This is a genomic window from Heliomicrobium sulfidophilum, assembly GCF_057715735.1.
Window position 1 is genome coordinate 141597 of sequence record NZ_JBVTZZ010000004.1, and the last position, 16490, is coordinate 158086.

The following is a 16490-nucleotide window of genomic DNA, read 5'->3' on the forward strand; positions in this document are numbered from 1 at the left end:
ATTTGAAAGGGGTTTTTCTTTATGACGACATCCAACCTGATTACCATGTTCCGCCCGGAAGGGTTCTCCTACGAACACAGTCGGCCGGCGGAAAGCGCCTGGGTGGAAATCTACCGGGCCAAGCAGAACGACATGATCGTCCAAGCTCTGGCGGGTGGCATCGAAAAACACCGGATGCCGGTGCGCAAGGACGGCAAAATCGAAGAGACAGAACAGCCCTGCCTGATCGCGCTGCCCGGCGATGACATTAAGGTGATCATTCCGATGCACTTGAGCGGAATGACGCGGGAGCGGGACTTGCAGCAACTGGTCGGCGCCAAGGTAGCTTTCAGCGTCATTGCAGTCGACAGGGAATCGGGCCTGGTCGTGGGTTCCCGCCTGGGGGCCTTGGAGAAGATGGCCGAACGCACCTGGAAGGAACTCAAGGTGGGTGCGATCCGTGACGCGGTGGTTCGCAAGGTGAACCGGGTGCAGGCGTACCTGGACTTGGGCGGTGTCTATGTCTGGTTGAAGCCCCAGGATGCCGGACACACCTACATCCCCGACATGCGCGATTCCTTCAAGGTGGGCGACGTGGTGCGAGTCCATGTGACCGAACTGGACCGGGAGAAGGAGAGCGTCAAGGTCTCCTTGAAGCCGCTGGTGGAAGATCCGTGGAACCATGTGACCCGGCGCTACCTGGTCAAGGGGAAATACCATGCCCGCGTCACCAAGACCATGGAAACGGGGTTTTTGGTCACCCTGGCCTGTGGTGTGACGGCCTTCGTACCCCATCCCCGCCACCGACGCTTGATGATTGGCGACGAACTGGTTGTGCAGATCCGCAAGATTGATCCCCAGGAGCGCCGCATCTGGGCCGTGGTTCCCAATCCCAACCGGGGAGGTCTGCGTAAATAATGGCGGAAAAGAATCGGATGCCCTTTCTCGTCGGTGGACGAGCGGAAGTACATTGGACAAAGAACGGGGCAGGGCAGGGGATTCCCCTGTCCCTGCTGCCGGCCGAGAAGCAGGGATATGCGGGGCGGATTGAGCGGGTGCTTCAATCCGTCCGGTATGCCACTGTCTGGCAGGTGGCCCACATGGCTTTCGACGGAAGGATGGAGATTGCCCGCCGTCACCTGGATGCGCTGGTGCGCGCCGGATTTCTGCAGCGTCACCAGATTGTCTTTCCTTTCACTGGAGAAAAAGAAAAACTGTCTGGTGACGGTAATCAAAAGGAACCGCTCTTTAACTTGCTCGTAAGTCGGGAACTCTTTGCGCCATCGGATGAAGAAGATCGGCCGGCGCCGCCCAGGGCCAGGGTGTATTTCTATAACCAGAGAGGGATTGTTCCTACGGAGACAGACAGTATGTTACTGAAGATCCTTACGGCGAATCAGTTGGCGGCTAGATTGTCTAGTGAATCTATAGGCTTTGAATGGAGTATTCTCGGCGGGCGGCCCTGGACAGCCGTGTTGAAGACTGTTGGGAAGACGTATCAAGTCTCTGTTCTCCAAAGGGTTCCGGGGGAGATTGACCGCATTGTGAATGACCTGCGCTGGATAATAGACGAAAAGATTTTGTTTATTCTTCCGGATGAGAGTATGGTTAGGGAACTGGCCATAAGACTTTCACCAATTGATCCGTTTGCGTGGTATACAACGGACAAGCAACTAAGCGACCCGAAGCATCCAATTGGAGAAGTCTTTTGGGAAACACTAGGCGACAGGGATATGATTAAGGCGACGATTGAGTTCTGACAGTCGCATGTAACTCTGCTTTCTGTTCAGAGTTGCCGGTTTGAAGGAGATTATTGCCATACACCGAATGGTATTTAAGATATTTGTCATCAATTAACGAATAGGGGCAGGGGGGACGGGGCAGATGGGAAAAACCCCTTTTTTGACTTACTTTCAGCAGAACTTGTGCACGTCACTGGAAAAGTTGCTACAACATGAATGGGGACTGGAAGGTTTTAGTGTTCACGAAGAGAAGAGAGATCTAGAGGGAAAATTCGGCGGGTACGTCGATATAACCATTGCAAACGAAAATCACACTAAATCTATTGTTGCGATTGAAATAGAAAACCGTTCTTCATATACACAGGCAAGGGTGAACATTGAGAAACTAAAAAAATGGGCACATGATTCAAAATATAGAGCCTGCTCATTGCTGCATATTTTTAACGTAAATTGCAACATAAATGAGAATCAAATTTGCAAATTAATTAGATATGCTACGGACATTGAACGCAAAGGGTTAGGCTTCTTCTACGAGTTTGCTCGGAAATCATCGGCTCCATCTGTGTCCACACCAAGCAAGGCATCCCCGTGAGGCTTGTATTCATTCGCAACCGCAATAATCCAAGAGAATGGCTCGCGTTGTTGAGCACGGATACAACCCTGGAAGCGGCAGAAATCGTGCGCATTTACGGCATGCGCTGGAGCATTGAAGTGTTTTTCAAATCCACCAAATCCTTGTTAAAACTGGGCAGTGAATTTCAAGGCCAGTGTTTTGATATGCGAATCAGCCACACCACTCTCGTTTTTACGCGATACATCCTCTTGGAATGGGAACGGCGTCATCAAGAAGACGAGCGTACGCTCGGAGGGTTGTTTTCGCTACTTAGTGAAGAAGTCCGAGATCTCGATCTCAAGACGGCTCTCCGCACGCTGATGCACTTTTTTCTTGAACTCAAAGCACAGGTTTCTTCGGAAAAGGCGACCGATATTCTACGTCAACTCATGCAATGGATCGCTTCTCAGCCCAAGTATATTCGGGACTTATTGGCTGATCTAAGGTGCGAAGTTTGAGGGTAGATTCACATGCAAAATTAACGAAAAAAGGGCATAATCAAGCACACCCACCAATCGCTCTTTGATGGGTTGATTTCGCTCTATTTTCGGCTGCCATTAGCAAATCCTGTCAAGTAAAAGCAGCATACAACCCCTTAAACGTATCAAACCATGGGCTATGCGCTCCAAAGGATAACTTGCGTTGCCGTGCGTGTCGCACCAATCGAGAGGCGATGGTGATTATATTTTCAATGACCGTTCGCACCCGCCGACGATTTGCCTTCTTTCGTAGCGGTACATCCTCTCGGTGAATGGTCTCTTGGCCAATGAGGCGGAGAATGTTGTAAGCAAGAACCCCAAAATGCATCACCAGTTCGTTGGTCTTGAATTTGCTACTGGGTAGTCGTTCCAAGTCCAAATCTGTTTTGAACTCACTATGAAATTGTTCGCTTGTGCCATGCGCCTGGTATAGACGAAGGATGACTTCAGGCGCATCTGGTAATGAAGTCCAGTAAGTTGCTACGTCGATCTGTGGCACCAACAGAAGTTGCCCGTTGGACAGCATCGACCGTTCGATGACCTCATAGACAACGCGAACGGGTTTCTCTATTCCTTTGGCAGATGATTCAATACTTCCTGTATAGATTTTTTTCCCCTCTCGCACAACACGGCATTGCCCTGTTTCTTTAGCAATGTCCAACCACATTTCTGGCGCTTCTCTTCGTAGATTTCGTTTTATGATGAAGTCGGCTCTGGTTTCTGGACTCTGGCAAACCCGAATGTTATCGGCACTGTCATTGCCTGCATCCGCCCGCACCAGTAAGGATTTGGCGCCGTAACGCCGCGCATAATGAATGCTTTGCGCTAAAAACTCCGGCGTTCCTTTTTGGCAATGATCGTTTCCAGGGCGCAGTTCGAAGTGCACACAATATCCTTCCAGACCGGCGTATGCAAACATGGGCGCATAGCCGTCGCATCCTTTATAGGTGCGAGCCACTCCCTCTTTCTTTGTCTTCGAGTTGTCAAAGGGCGAAACGTCAAAGTCCAACGGTATGTAATCGCGCGCATTGTCGCCTTCTCCGATGGTAACCGGTGTTAATTTTGCGCCTGCTTTCGTGATCAAGTTTGCCGACTCTTCTAAGATGATGCGTTTCCATTCGGGGTTTCTTGCCGACATATTCATCCGCTGGCGCAAGGTCGGTGCTGCGGGAACAGTCTTTACGCCCATTGCCAAGGCAAAAAAGTCATCGTCTCGCACCAGTTCGATAGCATCAAAGTCATTCTTGCCCTGACATAGAAGTCCGATATAGGAAAACGCCAAATCGCCATGACTGATTTCGGGTGTCGTGTAATCCTGAACCCTGGTTTTGTCTAAGCGTAGCTTCAAAGAGGTCTTTTTTAACAAAGCGCCCACCAACGCCAGTCCCGTATGGGGGGTCAACTCTTCCTTGGATTGCTCAAGAATAAACTTCATTTCGATCACCCCGTAGGTGAATTTAGTGGATGATGATTATCTCCACGTAGCTCTATTATACGGAGTTTTTCGTCCATTTTCGACCGGTTACTTTGCGAGGGATCACGGATTCAGGTAGATGACATAAAGAGAAATAAGATAGAAAATGCCGATATATCTGCAATTGAAATTGATCTGTCGTCAATAGATTTTAACAGCAATTCATTCGATAGGATAAAAGTAGCAGAAATTATCTTAGAGCATACAAAAAACAAGTATTGGATTTATAACAGTAAGATTGAAGAAAAGAAAAAGGAGCTTGAATTACAATATCAAAAAGAGTTGATGATAAAGGAAAAAAGAAAAAAGTCTGAGGAAGAAAAGAAGAAGCGTAAACAAGAATTTAAAAAACATAACTTACAACGTCTCCTTAATAAAGAATATCAAGAGTCTTGTCGGGAGCAATGGGCACAAACAATACATAATAGTCCTGAATGGATAAGAGTATCTAAAGCGCTTGGGATCGATATAAACAGCATTCCTCAATATTTAAATAAAGAGATTGAAGGGGATTTTGTATTTAATTGCGATAGGAGAATATGGCAGGCGATTGTATTCAGGGTTTTTGTATATTCAACAATTTCACGTGGGAAATCACGCTATGTTTGTATTAAGCACGTTATAGAGTGGATTAAAAAAAATCAAGCTTCAGTTCCTCTTAATTGGGACTTGGTTTTCACAAAAGATCTTGAAGAATATAGAAATCAATCGGGTTTAACAGAGGTATTAACAGAGTTTTTTATAAATCTATCAAAATATGGTTTTGTTAGACCTTCTGAGTTGACGTCATTACGCCCTGGTGCATGTTACTATTGGTGTTTTGAAAGAATCGATGACAATATAAAGTTCCTAGCTGGAACATACCGTAAGCATCCCTTTCAAGAGGTTGAGGATAAGATGCTGAACACTGATACAGGAGAAATCGTTGGTTATTTGAGAGACCTCTATCTCCCTCGAAAAAACAGCATATATCCGTATGTTCGGACTAAAGACAATTAGGAGCTAGTACGGCATTTAATGAGTGTTTAAGTCTTTACAAGTAGGTTAATTGGCTGATAAAATATAGATGTATAATTTCTAATACTGCTTATCACCGATTTATTCGCGATGACTAAGCAGATACGGCAGAGTAAATGCGTTTTCGGCGCCTCCCACCGGGCCGTTGACGTTCTGCCGTTCCGGATGTGGCGGAGTGAACCACAGGTATCTTTTGTCCAGACTCAACAGTGGTGGGATTCGGGTCGGACACAAGGGTTTGCAGGCATTTCCCTGTAGGCCATATCGCGATTTCGCAGGATAAGCCATTGTCAACAGTAGCCCTATGGGCGTGTGGACAATGGCTTTTTTGCGTTTTAAATCCACTCGTCCCTGCACCAGGGGCGTTCACATACACCTTCCCATGCCCGGAGTATATGGGCGACCGCCGAGGACTTGATCGCTTCGGCGGTCACACCATGTCCCGGCGATAAGCATGAAGGAGGTTATTTGAAATGGCGCAAGCACAGAACAACGGTACGCCCGCATGGCTGATCCAGCGGGCCAAAGAACTGAAAGAGGCAGAGACTCTGGAGTTTACCAGGGCGAGAGCCAGCGTTCCTGAATGGCTCTACGGGGCCATCGTTCCCATCGAACGGAACATGAAATTAAACAATCAACCGGCCCCCATCGATGCCAACGCCCGTTCGCTCGGCCTTTGGTCGGGTGACAAGGGAACGTTCATCACCATCGCCAGACCCTACCTCTCCGTGGAGGGACGGGTGGCCTGGGCACGGTATGAGCACCGGGAGAAGGGCGCTAAGCTGCACATTCTGCCGGTGGAGTTTGACACACAGACCAAACTTGCCAGGGTGACGGTGCAATCCGAAATCTACGGCAATGTCACGGCAACGGCGAAACTCGGTATCGGGGGGCAGGGCGTAGATTCCACCAACCCCTTCGAGAATGCCGAAACCTCGGTGATCGGGCGGGCGTTGGGCCTGCTGGGTTACGTGTTAATCGGCTCCGGCATGGCCAGCGCCGAGGAAGTCCAAAGCGCCATGCAGGAACAGGGAGACTCGGTACCGCCTCCCCCTCCGTCGGGTGTCATCGAAGGAGGCAAAGGGAAGGAGTCAAGTCCTTCGGAAAGCGGAAAGAACCAATCTGTTCAATCGCCCCAGAGTCCTTCGGCTTTCACCATTGCGGGAACTGTGATCACGGAACCGAAAGGTCCTGTAAACGGAAACGGCACCCGCTTGGCGATGGTGATGGTTGATTGCGGCAATGGGCAACAGGCGAAAGTCTACGGAATGGCCGACCAGGCTGATGTGGTCGCCGGATGGAAAGTGGGTCAGGCGATTGAAATTCAAGTAATGAAGAACAAGGAGGGGAACCTCATCTTTGTTTGACAAAAGAAAGGATACGTGTAAGGGCCGGCGCCGGATGCCGGCCCCGCGATTTTTTCAACGCCTCGTTCTGCCGTTAGCGCGGAAGGGGGCCTTTTTGTACCCGAAATTCCGGCAAACAACGATGCGGAAAGGCGGGAAGCGAAATGTTGCCTATCGGTCATCCCAGGGATGAGAAGGCGCGCATTCGAAAGGAACTGCGGCTGCACGATCTTTGTGCCCACCTGGAGCTCCCCGTAAAACGAGCGGGAAACACCCACTTCTTCCGTTGCCCCGTTCATGGTAGCGAGGGAGTAATGCAAAGCTGCCACTTTCAGCCCCACGCGGCGGTTGACGGCGCGGATCTATGGAAGTGCGAAAAGTGCGGAGCCAGCGGCGATGTCTTTACCCTGATCATGCTGGTTCGGCAGGTCAGCTTTCCGCAGGCAATACATATCGCCCAAGAGTTTTTGGGCAAGGTTCCGGCGCGTCCGCAGATTGTGGTGACGACGCCGACCAAAAAAGCGGAATCGGTTTCCCTGGCCCCGCCGTCCCTGCGGGATGCGGTGTACCGCGCCCTGCTCTCGCTCCCCCAGTATCAACTGGGTGACACGCAAAAAGCGGGCCTGCTGGCGCGGGGCTTTTCTGAAGCCGATATCCAACGCCTCGGCTATGCCCAATCCCGGCGTACCAACGGAATCTGGATCGCTAAGAGGATTTCCTCTTTCACCGGCATCAAGGACTTTACCGGCGTGCCGGGATTCTACCGGACTCCGCATGGGTGCTGGGCGGTCAAGAGCATGAACGGACTTCTGATCCCTGTCCGGAGTGTCCACGGTAAGATTTACGCCATCCGTGTGCGGGTACCCACCGCAAACGGCGGTCGGGTCTACGTCTGGTTGTCCTCGTTGACAGACAAGGAAGGAAAACCAAGACCGGGCGGATCGTCGCCGGGCGCGCTGCTCCATACGGCTACTGTGCCGGGAAGTCAGCGCCTCTGGGTGACCGAGGGGGAACTGAAAGCGGACCGGGCATCGTTGGCGCTTGAAGAAACGGTCGTCAGCGTTCCCGGTGTAGGTAACTGGGCGCATATCCCGGAACTGGCCGCTTACCTGCGGGTGCGTGAAGTCGTCGTTGCCTATGACCGGGATGCAGGCCGAACAGAGACGCTGGTGGCAAAGCACCGGGACAACCTGATCGCCGCATTGAAGGCGCAGGGGACTCCCGTTTCCATTGCTGTCTGGGACCGGAAGCTCGGCAAGGGGCTGGATGATGTCCTACACAGTCACGGAAACGGCGCCATCCAGCGGCAGCCGATATAAGCCCGCAAAGGGCGGATGAAGATACGTAAGCCGGAAGGCGTTTAGACCCCTTCCGGCAGGAGAGGAGAATGAACGATGGAGATTCGGGTAACGAGCCTGAATACCTTTGAAAGCTGTCCCCGCCGCTGGTTCGCGGAAAACGTCCTTGGATCGAAACTGCCCAACGCGGCCGCCGACGAGGGAACGGCAACCCATGCAGTGGCGGAACGGTGGCTGAAGCAGGGGAAGGGATTCCCCGGTTTTGAACAGGCCGCTCGGGAAGAGGTTGCCAAGCACCCGACACTGACTGAAGCGAACATAACCGATGTGGTCCGCATGGCCAAGCGCTGCGTGAAGAACTACGAACGGCCGCTGGACATGGAAATACATGCGGAAGTGCGCATGACCATGCCCGTGGGAAACCACCGGCTGTCCGGTACGGCCGATGTGCTGATGGTTCCCATCTTTCCGGGAGAACCGCTGCGGATCATCGATTTCAAGACAGGCCGGAACCGGAAACCGACCCGGCAGTTGGCGGTGTACGCCTACATGTCGCTCAACACCGTCGCCACCCAGGCGGCCAGGGAAGCCCTGGTCCGCTATGACTGGGTGCGGCTCGGAGAGGTTGACGAGTTTCACTACGGTCCCGACGAGTTGGCGGAAACAGCCGACTGGGTGAAGGCGCAGGTTTCAGCTATCGATGCCGCCCTGCGCGGGGGAGAGAGTGCCTTTGCCTGCAACCCATCAGGGCTATGCGCCTACTGCGCCCACGCCCAGCAGTGCCCGGCTACGCGGGGGGAATACCAGCCCCTGCAGGCGGCGCCTGCGGAGGACTTGCCGGAGATTCCCCAGAACCCGGAATTGCTCACAAGGGAAATGGCTGAAAAGTATGGCCTGCAACTGCTGGCATGGGAAGCCAAGGTCAAGCAGGTGGAGGATGTGCTGAAGGCCTGGACGGAAAAACACGGCGCCATCCGGGCTGGCGGAAAGATCATGGGGAAAATGGAAACGGAGCCGACTCGGAAATACCACCTCAAGAAAGTCTTCCAGCGGATCACCGACAAGGGCCTCGATCCCTTCAAGTACATCTCCCTGACCTCCACGGAAGCCAAGAAGCTGGAGAAGGAAGGGGTCGACCTGGACGGGACGTTTACCCTGGGGAAACCCCAGTGTCGCTGGACGGTGAAAAAGGATGATGGAGCGGTAGAGGAGGCAGCCAGCGCAGCCCCGGCCACCGTGGAAACGTCCGGTGAAAGAGTGGATGCCACTCTGCCAGCCCCCGCGGCCTCGGCGCAGCAGGAGAGCGGTAAGGGCAACAATCAAACGGCTTTGTCGGTCGTCCAGGCGGTGGCCGCCTTTGGCCAGACCTTGAAGCAGGCAGGCGCGCCGGAAGGAAGTTTGACCACGGCGCGGCAGGCCTATCGTCTGGCAGAAGCCGGGAAGCTGGAGGAAGCCTTCTGGGATCTATTGAACAACTCGGTGCCGGATGGCCTGACGCCGGAAGTGCGGGCAGAGTTGGTCACTCAGTTGGAGACGATTGAGCGGTTGGCTGTCCCGACGGAAATGGCCCGCGCAAGCTAGAGCCTAAAAAGAGACCTTTGGGTTCAACGAAAAAATGAAAAGGGAGGTACCCTCGCGTCATTTGCATGCGGGGGTGCCTCTGGCCCCTCCGTGCGTCTCGGCGGAGGGGCAGGATATGGCGAAGCAATTGAGCTTTTTCCCCGAAACATCGTCAGTTGAATCAGAACCCGGACCATTCTGCTCAAAACATGGTTGCTGCATCCGGGTAGACATTTGGGAAAAGGCACTGCTTTTTCCCTTTTCACTTTCTGCAACTTTTGGTATAATCTAAATATATGACTCTTATTTGATCACTGCTTGTCGCCATTTTGAGATGACTAGCAGATGCGGCAGGGAAAATGCGGCAATGTCACCCCCCACCGGGAGATTGTCGTTCTGCCGTTCCGGTGCAGCGGAGAGAACTGCGTGTGCAATGCCTGACTGATGTGAGGATGGGAAAGGTCAGGAACAAGCGGGTAAGGACACTCTCTTTATCCAAACAGCGATAATCGCGATCAAAGCCCTGTTAACGGATTTCCCTTTTTGGGAACGTTGACAGGGCTTTTTTTGTTGTTCCGGCAACGCTGGAGCGACGGCATCAAGGCACTGAACAAACACCCCATGAGGTGAAGCCGGATCTGACCATATTGGTCAAAAACCAAGTCCGGCAAGGAAGAAAGGGAGAGGGAACATGCTCAACCGCGTCATTCTCATCGGCCGGCTCGGCCAGGATCCGGAACTTCGCCACACGAACAGCGGTGTTCCGGTATGCACCTTCAGTATCGCTGTGGACCGGCCCCAGTCGTCCCAGCAGCGGCAGTCCGGCGCCCAGAAGATCACGGACTGGTTCACCATCGTGGTCTGGCAGAAGCAGGCGGAAAACGCCGCCAGGTATCTGGCCAAGGGCCGCCTGGTCGCTGTCGACGGCCGCCTGCAGTCGCGCTCCTGGACCGATCAGCAATCGGGACAGAAGCGGACGGCAATCGAAGTGGTGGCCGAAACGGTCCGGTTCCTGGAGCGGTCGGAACAATCCGGTCAGCCGGGGGACCAAGCCCCATCCGGAGGCGGTTTCTCCTATGGTCAGGAGATAAGCTTCCCTGACGGGGTAGACCCGGACGACATGCCCTTCTAAAATCTCCCCAATCGCCGGGGGAAAAGACGGCGACCGCCGGAGCATTCACCGCTTCGGCGGTCGAGGCCCGGCGCTATGGAGGGTGCCATGAACATTCTCAATATGGCCGCGAGTGCCGAGAAAAACGATGCCACGCTGGGATACCTGACCTGGTTTACCGTATCCGATGTGGCCATCACCCGCGAATCGTTGCAGGAAAAATTCAAGCAGGCCGGTGTGGACCTCAAGCACATGCCGCGCAAGATTTCCCCGGTGGACGCTTTCCGGCGCGCCACCACGGCTGTTGAAAAGAAGCGCCAGGAGATCCATTCGGAAGAGGGCGTTGTCGTCAACGTCCTGGTCCGCAACGTGAAGTCGACCCGCGAGAAGGTGGTCCGGACCGTGGTGGTGGAAAAGGTCAGTTCCACAACGGAGAACATCACCTACAAGGCGGGCGAAGCGAAACTGGTCTACGACAAGGACGTGGAAGATTTCGTCGTCGAATCGGCCTCCAAGGATCCACTCGTCCAGGCCGTCATCGAAGAGGCGGAACTCATCTTTGAACACGCCAAGAAGCACTACAACGGGCGCCATCTGCGGGATATCGTGCAGTCGATCCTTCAGACCATGAGCCCCATTGCCGTGCGGCCCTCCGGCGGCGTCTATTTCGTGCCGGTGTGCAACGAAATGGAACTGGAGGCGCTGATCCGGCTGCTGCGGCTCTTTGGTGGCGGTTCGGAAGGCTGGATGGTTCCCCTGCGGAACAACGATGAGGGCAAGGATCTCGTCCGGGCCAAGCTACGCGATCACCTGGAAACCATCCTCCGCAATATGAAGGAGGGGCTGGTGAACGACAAGCTGGACGCCTGGCACGCGGGAGAACTCATCGACAATGCCAAACGGCAGTTGAAGTCCTTTGCTGAATATCAGCAGTTGCTTCAGGAAGAGATGGAGGACATGGGCGTTGTCATTCAGGCCATCAAGGGCCAGATTGTGGCCATGGTGGAGAAGGCGGCTGCCCTTGTATCCAAATAAGCTGTCGTTCGATGAACGACGAGAAAAAGCCCCACGGGCAACGCCAACGGCGTGCTGTGGGGCTGTTACTTTAAAAGGAGGAGTTTTTTATGCTCGACCAAACGCAAGCCATCGAATCGTTACGCCTTGACGACTTCTTCGATGAACCGGGCGCGCCCATGGCAGGTCCCGCGCCGGTCCCCGATGCCGCCCAGGCACTGCAGAAGGTGCAAGCGGTCATGGACTACCTGGCCAAACGGTTTTTTGAGCGGGAGAGCGTCATCAAGGCGGCCATGGTTGCCATCGTTGCCCGCAAGAACCTGCTCCTGATCGGCCCGCCGGGTACGGCGAAATCCGAACTGGTTTCTTCACTGGCCGAACTCCTGAACGGGTGCAACTACTTCCAGTGGCTCCTGAGCAAGTTCACCACGCCGGAAGAGCTGTTCGGCCCCGTATCACTACGGTCCCTGGAGCAGGATGCCTACCGGCGGATCACGACGGCCAAACTTCCGGAGGCCCATGTGGCTTTTCTGGATGAGGTTTTCAAGGCCAGTTCGGCCATCCTGAACGCCCTGCTGACGCTGATGAACGAACGGCTCTTCTATAACAACGGCGCCCCCGTGCGCACGCCGCTTGTCAGCGTCATCGGCGCCTCCAACGAGTTTCCCGAAGAGGGCGAGAACCTGTCGGCGCTGTTCGACCGCTTCCACCTGCGCTTCGAACTCAGTTACCTGGGCGACGGCGCCTTTCTCGACATGCTCTCCGGCGCTGCAACCGGATGGGGAATCACGGCCTACCGTCCGCAACTGTCGCTAGCCGATCTGGAGGCGCTTCAGGCAGCCGGTGACCGGGCGACGGTCCCCATGGCCACGCTGAACACGCTCCGGGAAATCCGCCGCGAACTGCACAAAGAGGGAATCAACCCGTCCGATCGCCGGTTCGTCAACGGGCTGGCCCTGTTGAAGGCCCATGCCGTCCTAGACGGACGCGATCAGGTGGTGGAAGAGGATCTGTCCATCTTGGCCCATTCGCTCTGGGAGGAGCCAGAGCAGAAGGCGAAGGTCGGGGCCATCCTGCGCCAGTTCGGGGACAAGTTTACCGGACAGTTGGAGGAACTGGTCCTCGACGCGAAGGAAGTGGCGGAAAAGGCGCTGGCCAATCCGGAAGAGGTTTCGGAAACGTCTAAGGCCATCGCCAAGCTGAAGAAGATCGGACGGCGGCTGGTGGACATGGAGCCTGACGCGGGAACGAAACGCAAACAGACGGCGCTCCGGGAGAACTTCGAACTGGTCCGCCAACTGCACCGGACGGTACATAAGATGGCCTTCCATGTGGAGGCCGATTTTGACTTCAACCTGACGAAGTAAGGACAGGGAGGTGCTTCCGGCGTTCGATGGAGCGTCCGGAGTGCGCGATGGAAAAACGACCGGACTTTATGGTTCCGGAAGCGGGAACGGTCGACGCCCTGCGGGCAGACCGGCGCGAATGGGGAGAGTTGGTGGCCAACTCTCCCCGTCTTACGAAACTGATTGAAGACCATGAGCCCGATTACCGTCCCTTTGCCTCTCTGTTGCAGGACGCCGGCATGGGCCTGTATTATTCCAATCCGCAGTTTCTGCCGCCTGAACAGATCCGGCCGTCTCTGCGGTTCAACCGGGAGATCCTTGCCCAGGCGATGACCCTGCCCGAGTGGCAGAACATCCGGGAGTGGTCCCAGGACGACCTGGCAGCGTCGGCGCTGGGTGGCGTTCATCTTTCCCCCAAGCTGGTCGACCTGATTCCGCCGGAAGCGGTCCGGGCAGCCAGGGATGCCGAGACGGCTGAAAAAGCGGCCGATACGGCGAAGGAAGAGGCGGAACTGCAGCGCCAGATGATGGAGAGTTTCCTGAACGCCGCGAAGCAGGCCCAACAGGCAGGGGACACGGCGAAATCCCAGGAGATGAAGAAAAAGGCCCAGCAGGCGAAACGGCAGGCCCAGAAGGCGAGTCAGCAGGCCGAGAAAAGCCAGCAACAGGCCGAGGAACTGGGCGCGAAACTGGAAGCCCTGGGCAAGGAAACGGCGCAATCGGCCTCCGTGATCCGGGCTATGAAGAACGCCTTTGGAGAAGAAGCGGCGGAACAGGCGGAAACGGCGCAGGCGCTGATCCAGTACGGCCTGGGGCCGGGGGAACAGAAGACCATGCCGCCGGAAAAGCGGATGGAGCTTGCGGAAATCCTCCGGGATTCCGGCAAGCTGCGCAAGGTGTCGGAACTGGCTGGGCGCATGAAGGCCATGGCGGCCAAGAAGCGCCGGAACCGGACCCATCAGCCGCCAACGGAGGTGGTCGATGTGGAGATGGGCGCCGACCTGTCCCGTATCTTGCCCTCAGAACTGGCGCAGCTTCGCTGTCCCTCCACCCGGATGGATTTTCTCCGTCGGTTCTCGGAAGGGCAGTTGATGCAGCGGAAGTTAGAGGGTAAGGAGACGGAAGGGAAGGGGCCCATCATCGCCTGCGTCGATTCCTCCGGTTCGATGGCCGAAAACATGGGCGGCCACAGCCGGGAGGAATGGTCCAAGGCGCTCTGCCTGGCCCTCTTTGATATCGCCCGGAAGCAACGGCGCGCCTTCGCCGCCATCCTGTTTGGGTCAGCCTCGCAGATTGTTTCCTTTGAGTTTCCTAAGCCGAAGCGAGCGAAACCCCAGGATGTGCTGGACATGGTGACCCGCTTTCTGAGCGGCGGCACGAATTTTGAACGGCCCTTGCAGGAAGCGCTCAACCTGCTGCAACGTTCCGCTTTCAAGAAGGGGGATGTCGTCTTCATTACGGACGGGCAGTGCAGCGTATCGAGCGACTTCCTGGAACGGTTTCAGAAGGTGAAGACGGAGAAGGAGTTTCACGTCATCGGCGTGCTGATCGGAAGCGATGCCTCCGATGGAACCCTGAGCCTCTTTTCCGACCGGGTGGCCACGGTAGTCCAGGGATCTGACGTTGAGGCCGTGGATATTGTCCTGGAACTGTGAGGTTTCTCGGACAATGGCGAGGACGAGTCCAGTGAAATAGAATGAGCCGGGGGCGGGAAGGGGTTCCTGCCCCGGTTGCTTGGAGGCGAAAGCGATGAACCGAGCGGTAGATCTAATTGCCGAACTGTGCAATCTGGTGATCTTTTCGATGGATCACGATATTTCGCTCTACGGCCAGCGCTGCGTCCTGGTTCCCATTCGGGCCATAGAGATGCGCCGGGAAAAGACAGCCGATGTGAGTGCCGAATGGGCGATTCATGCCGGCGGGAAAGAGCGGGAGCGGGTGACGTTCACCATGCGGGACGTTCCGTTGAAAGTCGTTTCGGGCAGATCGCTCCTCGAACTCTTCCGGGCGCTGTTTCAGGTCGTCCTGAGCGGGGCGAAGGCGACGAAAATGGACCATCAGGCCTTCTTTGATGCCGCCGGGCCGGAATGGTCTGAGCGGTTTTGCAAGCCGTGCTGACTTGAAGCTCGGTGACATGCCAGCGGCTTTCGCTGGGTAATATCCTTTATATGGTTCCCCTTTGCAGGGGAGAGACGAGATTCTCTCCCGCTGCACGCGGGGGAGATATAAAGGAAGGTGAAAAGTTTCTGGTCGTGCGACCAGAGGCGTATGACGATGAAAATTACCAGTATTCCCCCGAATGTGCTCAAAAAGCTCATTCCAGATATTTTGAAACAGGGGCCGGGAGAGGTTACAATCTCTTGGGTTGAAGATGGACAGGGTAACCGGCTGACTCGTCCACGGGTGGAACCGGCCGGTGTGGCAGAAATGGGCCGAATCCTTACCTTCACTGGACGAAAACAACGAAAGGGGGATGGGGGATAATGAATAAGCCAAACCAGATTCCCCTTTGGTTGTTGCTGATTCTCTTCTCCGCAGAGCGGCGCCTGGTGATCGGGGTGGACATCTGCAACACGATTGCCAAGATCAATGAGCAACTGGCGCTCCATTTTTTCGGAACGGAGACGATTCCGGGAAAGTACCGGGCTATGCGCCGTTGGGACTTGCCGGGATTGGGACCGGAATTTTTCTCATCTCCTGACGGTCTCCGGATCTTTGCTAGGGCGGAAGCCTATCCGGAAGCAGCGGAAGTGTTGACGTTTCTCAAACATGCCGGTCACCGGATTATCTATATTACGGCTCGACCTCGGGAGAGTCACTTAGTGACAGCCAGATGGTTACATAATCACGGGTTCCCTGAAGCGGAAATCCTGTTTACGGAGGAAAAGGGGGCCGTTTGCACAACTTGGGGAGTGGATCTCCTTGTGGAAGACGATCCGGTGTATGTGCGCCAGGCGGAAGAAAGCGGGATTCCAGTGCTAGTCAAAGCGCAGGAATATAATCGCACACTACCGATAGCTCGGTTTCATGATTGGAGTGTTTTCAAGGGAGTATTTGGTTCAAAAATCGTTTTTGCAAGAGAAGAAAGAAGACAACCGACTTTTTCAGATTGAATACAGCAAAAAAGATGCACCCTTGGTCTTTTTGTTACGGAAGATCAAGGGTGCGTTAGTTTAGTAAACCCGTGTGCTGATGTTCATTGTGTGAATTCAAAAAACTGAAAACGCGATCAAATACCTAAAATTTCCTGATCCATTTAATTCATTGGCTTGGAATAATAAAATATTTATGGTTGGAGAAAGGAGGATTTTTAATGGTTTTGTGGAAAACTGCTTCTAGGATTTAGCGAGCGACGTCCGTGTGCGAAAACTCCAGGGCTCGCTCGATCTTGATAGGATAGGGAAAGGAGGGTTTTTACCTTTCTTCAGGCACAGAGGAAACCGATCTAAATGTGTCTCGCTCGCAATAGGGGCTAGAAACCCTTACAGGATAAGCTTTGAAAAGGTCCAGT

General features: G+C 54.5%; 14 protein-coding genes and 1 pseudogene. 14 read left to right on the forward strand and 1 reads right to left on the reverse strand.

Annotated elements, in window-relative coordinates; translation table 11 throughout:
* Positions 1-21: 21 nt before the first annotated feature.
* From AC0CW1_RS02070 to AC0CW1_RS02085, 4 genes and pseudogenes are all read left to right on the forward strand, one after another.
* Positions 22-897 carry a S1 RNA-binding domain-containing protein gene (locus AC0CW1_RS02070; protein ID WP_488181456.1) on the forward strand — a complete coding sequence of 292 codons (876 nt, stop codon included), beginning with the start codon at positions 22-24 and terminating at the stop codon, positions 895-897.
* Positions 897-1739, forward strand: coding sequence for a hypothetical protein (locus AC0CW1_RS02075; protein ID WP_488181457.1), 843 nt, complete (start codon positions 897-899; stop codon positions 1737-1739). The genes AC0CW1_RS02070 and AC0CW1_RS02075 overlap by 1 nt, the downstream gene beginning before the upstream one ends.
* 124 nt (positions 1740-1863) lie before the next feature.
* Positions 1864-2313, forward strand: coding sequence for a hypothetical protein (locus tag AC0CW1_RS02080; RefSeq protein ID WP_488181458.1), 450 nt, complete (start codon positions 1864-1866; stop codon positions 2311-2313).
* Positions 2262-2792: pseudogene (locus AC0CW1_RS02085) on the forward strand (IS4 family transposase); the annotation flags it as partial. The gene AC0CW1_RS02080 and the pseudogene AC0CW1_RS02085, both read left to right, overlap by 52 nt.
* Before the next feature lie 112 nt (positions 2793-2904).
* Here AC0CW1_RS02085 and AC0CW1_RS02090 read toward each other — a convergent pair.
* Positions 2905-4257, reverse strand: a complete 1353-nt coding sequence (locus AC0CW1_RS02090; protein WP_488181459.1) for an IS1380 family transposase — start codon at positions 4255-4257, stop codon at positions 2905-2907.
* Positions 4258-4572: 315 nt separating this feature from the next.
* Between AC0CW1_RS02090 and AC0CW1_RS02095 the strand changes: the two genes are divergently transcribed.
* The 10 genes from AC0CW1_RS02095 to AC0CW1_RS02140 all read left to right on the forward strand — a co-directional run bounded on the left by AC0CW1_RS02095 (position 4573) and on the right by AC0CW1_RS02140 (position 16092).
* Entirely contained in the window at positions 4573-5286 is a 714-nt protein-coding gene (locus tag AC0CW1_RS02095) for a hypothetical protein (RefSeq protein WP_488181460.1), read from the forward strand.
* Between the two features lie 491 nt (positions 5287-5777).
* Positions 5778-6671 (forward strand): hypothetical protein, encoded by an 894-nt coding sequence (locus AC0CW1_RS02100; protein ID WP_488181461.1) that lies wholly within the window; start codon positions 5778-5780, stop codon positions 6669-6671.
* Between the two features lie 143 nt (positions 6672-6814).
* Complete coding sequence (locus tag AC0CW1_RS02105; protein ID WP_488181462.1) at positions 6815-7969, forward strand: DUF3854 domain-containing protein; 1155 nt, start codon at positions 6815-6817, stop codon at positions 7967-7969.
* Between the two features lie 75 nt (positions 7970-8044).
* Positions 8045-9529, forward strand: coding sequence for a RecB family exonuclease (locus tag AC0CW1_RS02110; protein ID WP_488181463.1), 1485 nt, complete (start codon positions 8045-8047; stop codon positions 9527-9529).
* Between the two features lie 670 nt (positions 9530-10199).
* Positions 10200-10640: a single-stranded DNA-binding protein gene (locus tag AC0CW1_RS02115; protein WP_488181464.1), complete on the forward strand. Its 441-nt coding sequence runs from the start codon at positions 10200-10202 to the stop codon at positions 10638-10640.
* Between the two features lie 87 nt (positions 10641-10727).
* Positions 10728-11654: a DUF6744 family protein gene (locus tag AC0CW1_RS02120; RefSeq protein ID WP_488181465.1), complete on the forward strand. Its 927-nt coding sequence runs from the start codon at positions 10728-10730 to the stop codon at positions 11652-11654.
* A gap of 89 nt (positions 11655-11743) precedes the next feature.
* Entirely contained in the window at positions 11744-13000 is a 1257-nt protein-coding gene (locus tag AC0CW1_RS02125) for an AAA family ATPase (protein WP_488181466.1), read from the forward strand.
* 47 nt (positions 13001-13047) lie between these two features.
* Positions 13048-14634, forward strand: coding sequence for a vWA domain-containing protein (locus AC0CW1_RS02130; protein WP_488181467.1), 1587 nt, complete (start codon positions 13048-13050; stop codon positions 14632-14634).
* Between the two features lie 94 nt (positions 14635-14728).
* Complete coding sequence (locus AC0CW1_RS02135) at positions 14729-15097, forward strand: hypothetical protein (RefSeq protein WP_488181468.1); 369 nt, start codon at positions 14729-14731, stop codon at positions 15095-15097.
* A gap of 365 nt (positions 15098-15462) precedes the next feature.
* On the forward strand, positions 15463-16092 hold the full coding sequence (locus AC0CW1_RS02140; RefSeq protein WP_488181469.1) for a 5' nucleotidase, NT5C type: 630 nt from the start codon (positions 15463-15465) through the stop codon (positions 16090-16092).
* Positions 16093-16490: the final 398 nt, after the last annotated feature.

Coding starts and splice junctions, on each gene's coding strand:
- AC0CW1_RS02070 (WP_488181456.1), top strand. CDS start 22: ATGACGACATCCAACCTGATTACCATGTTCCGCCCGGAAGGGTTCTCC.
- AC0CW1_RS02075 (WP_488181457.1), top strand. CDS start 897: ATGGCGGAAAAGAATCGGATGCCCTTTCTCGTCGGTGGACGAGCGGAA.
- AC0CW1_RS02080 (WP_488181458.1), top strand. CDS start 1,864: ATGGGAAAAACCCCTTTTTTGACTTACTTTCAGCAGAACTTGTGCACG.
- AC0CW1_RS02095 (WP_488181460.1), top strand. CDS start 4,573: ATGATAAAGGAAAAAAGAAAAAAGTCTGAGGAAGAAAAGAAGAAGCGT.
- AC0CW1_RS02100 (WP_488181461.1), top strand. CDS start 5,778: ATGGCGCAAGCACAGAACAACGGTACGCCCGCATGGCTGATCCAGCGG.
- AC0CW1_RS02105 (WP_488181462.1), top strand. CDS start 6,815: ATGTTGCCTATCGGTCATCCCAGGGATGAGAAGGCGCGCATTCGAAAG.
- AC0CW1_RS02110 (WP_488181463.1), top strand. CDS start 8,045: ATGGAGATTCGGGTAACGAGCCTGAATACCTTTGAAAGCTGTCCCCGC.
- AC0CW1_RS02115 (WP_488181464.1), top strand. CDS start 10,200: ATGCTCAACCGCGTCATTCTCATCGGCCGGCTCGGCCAGGATCCGGAA.
- AC0CW1_RS02120 (WP_488181465.1), top strand. CDS start 10,728: ATGAACATTCTCAATATGGCCGCGAGTGCCGAGAAAAACGATGCCACG.
- AC0CW1_RS02125 (WP_488181466.1), top strand. CDS start 11,744: ATGCTCGACCAAACGCAAGCCATCGAATCGTTACGCCTTGACGACTTC.
- AC0CW1_RS02130 (WP_488181467.1), top strand. CDS start 13,048: ATGGAAAAACGACCGGACTTTATGGTTCCGGAAGCGGGAACGGTCGAC.
- AC0CW1_RS02135 (WP_488181468.1), top strand. CDS start 14,729: ATGAACCGAGCGGTAGATCTAATTGCCGAACTGTGCAATCTGGTGATC.
- AC0CW1_RS02140 (WP_488181469.1), top strand. CDS start 15,463: ATGAATAAGCCAAACCAGATTCCCCTTTGGTTGTTGCTGATTCTCTTC.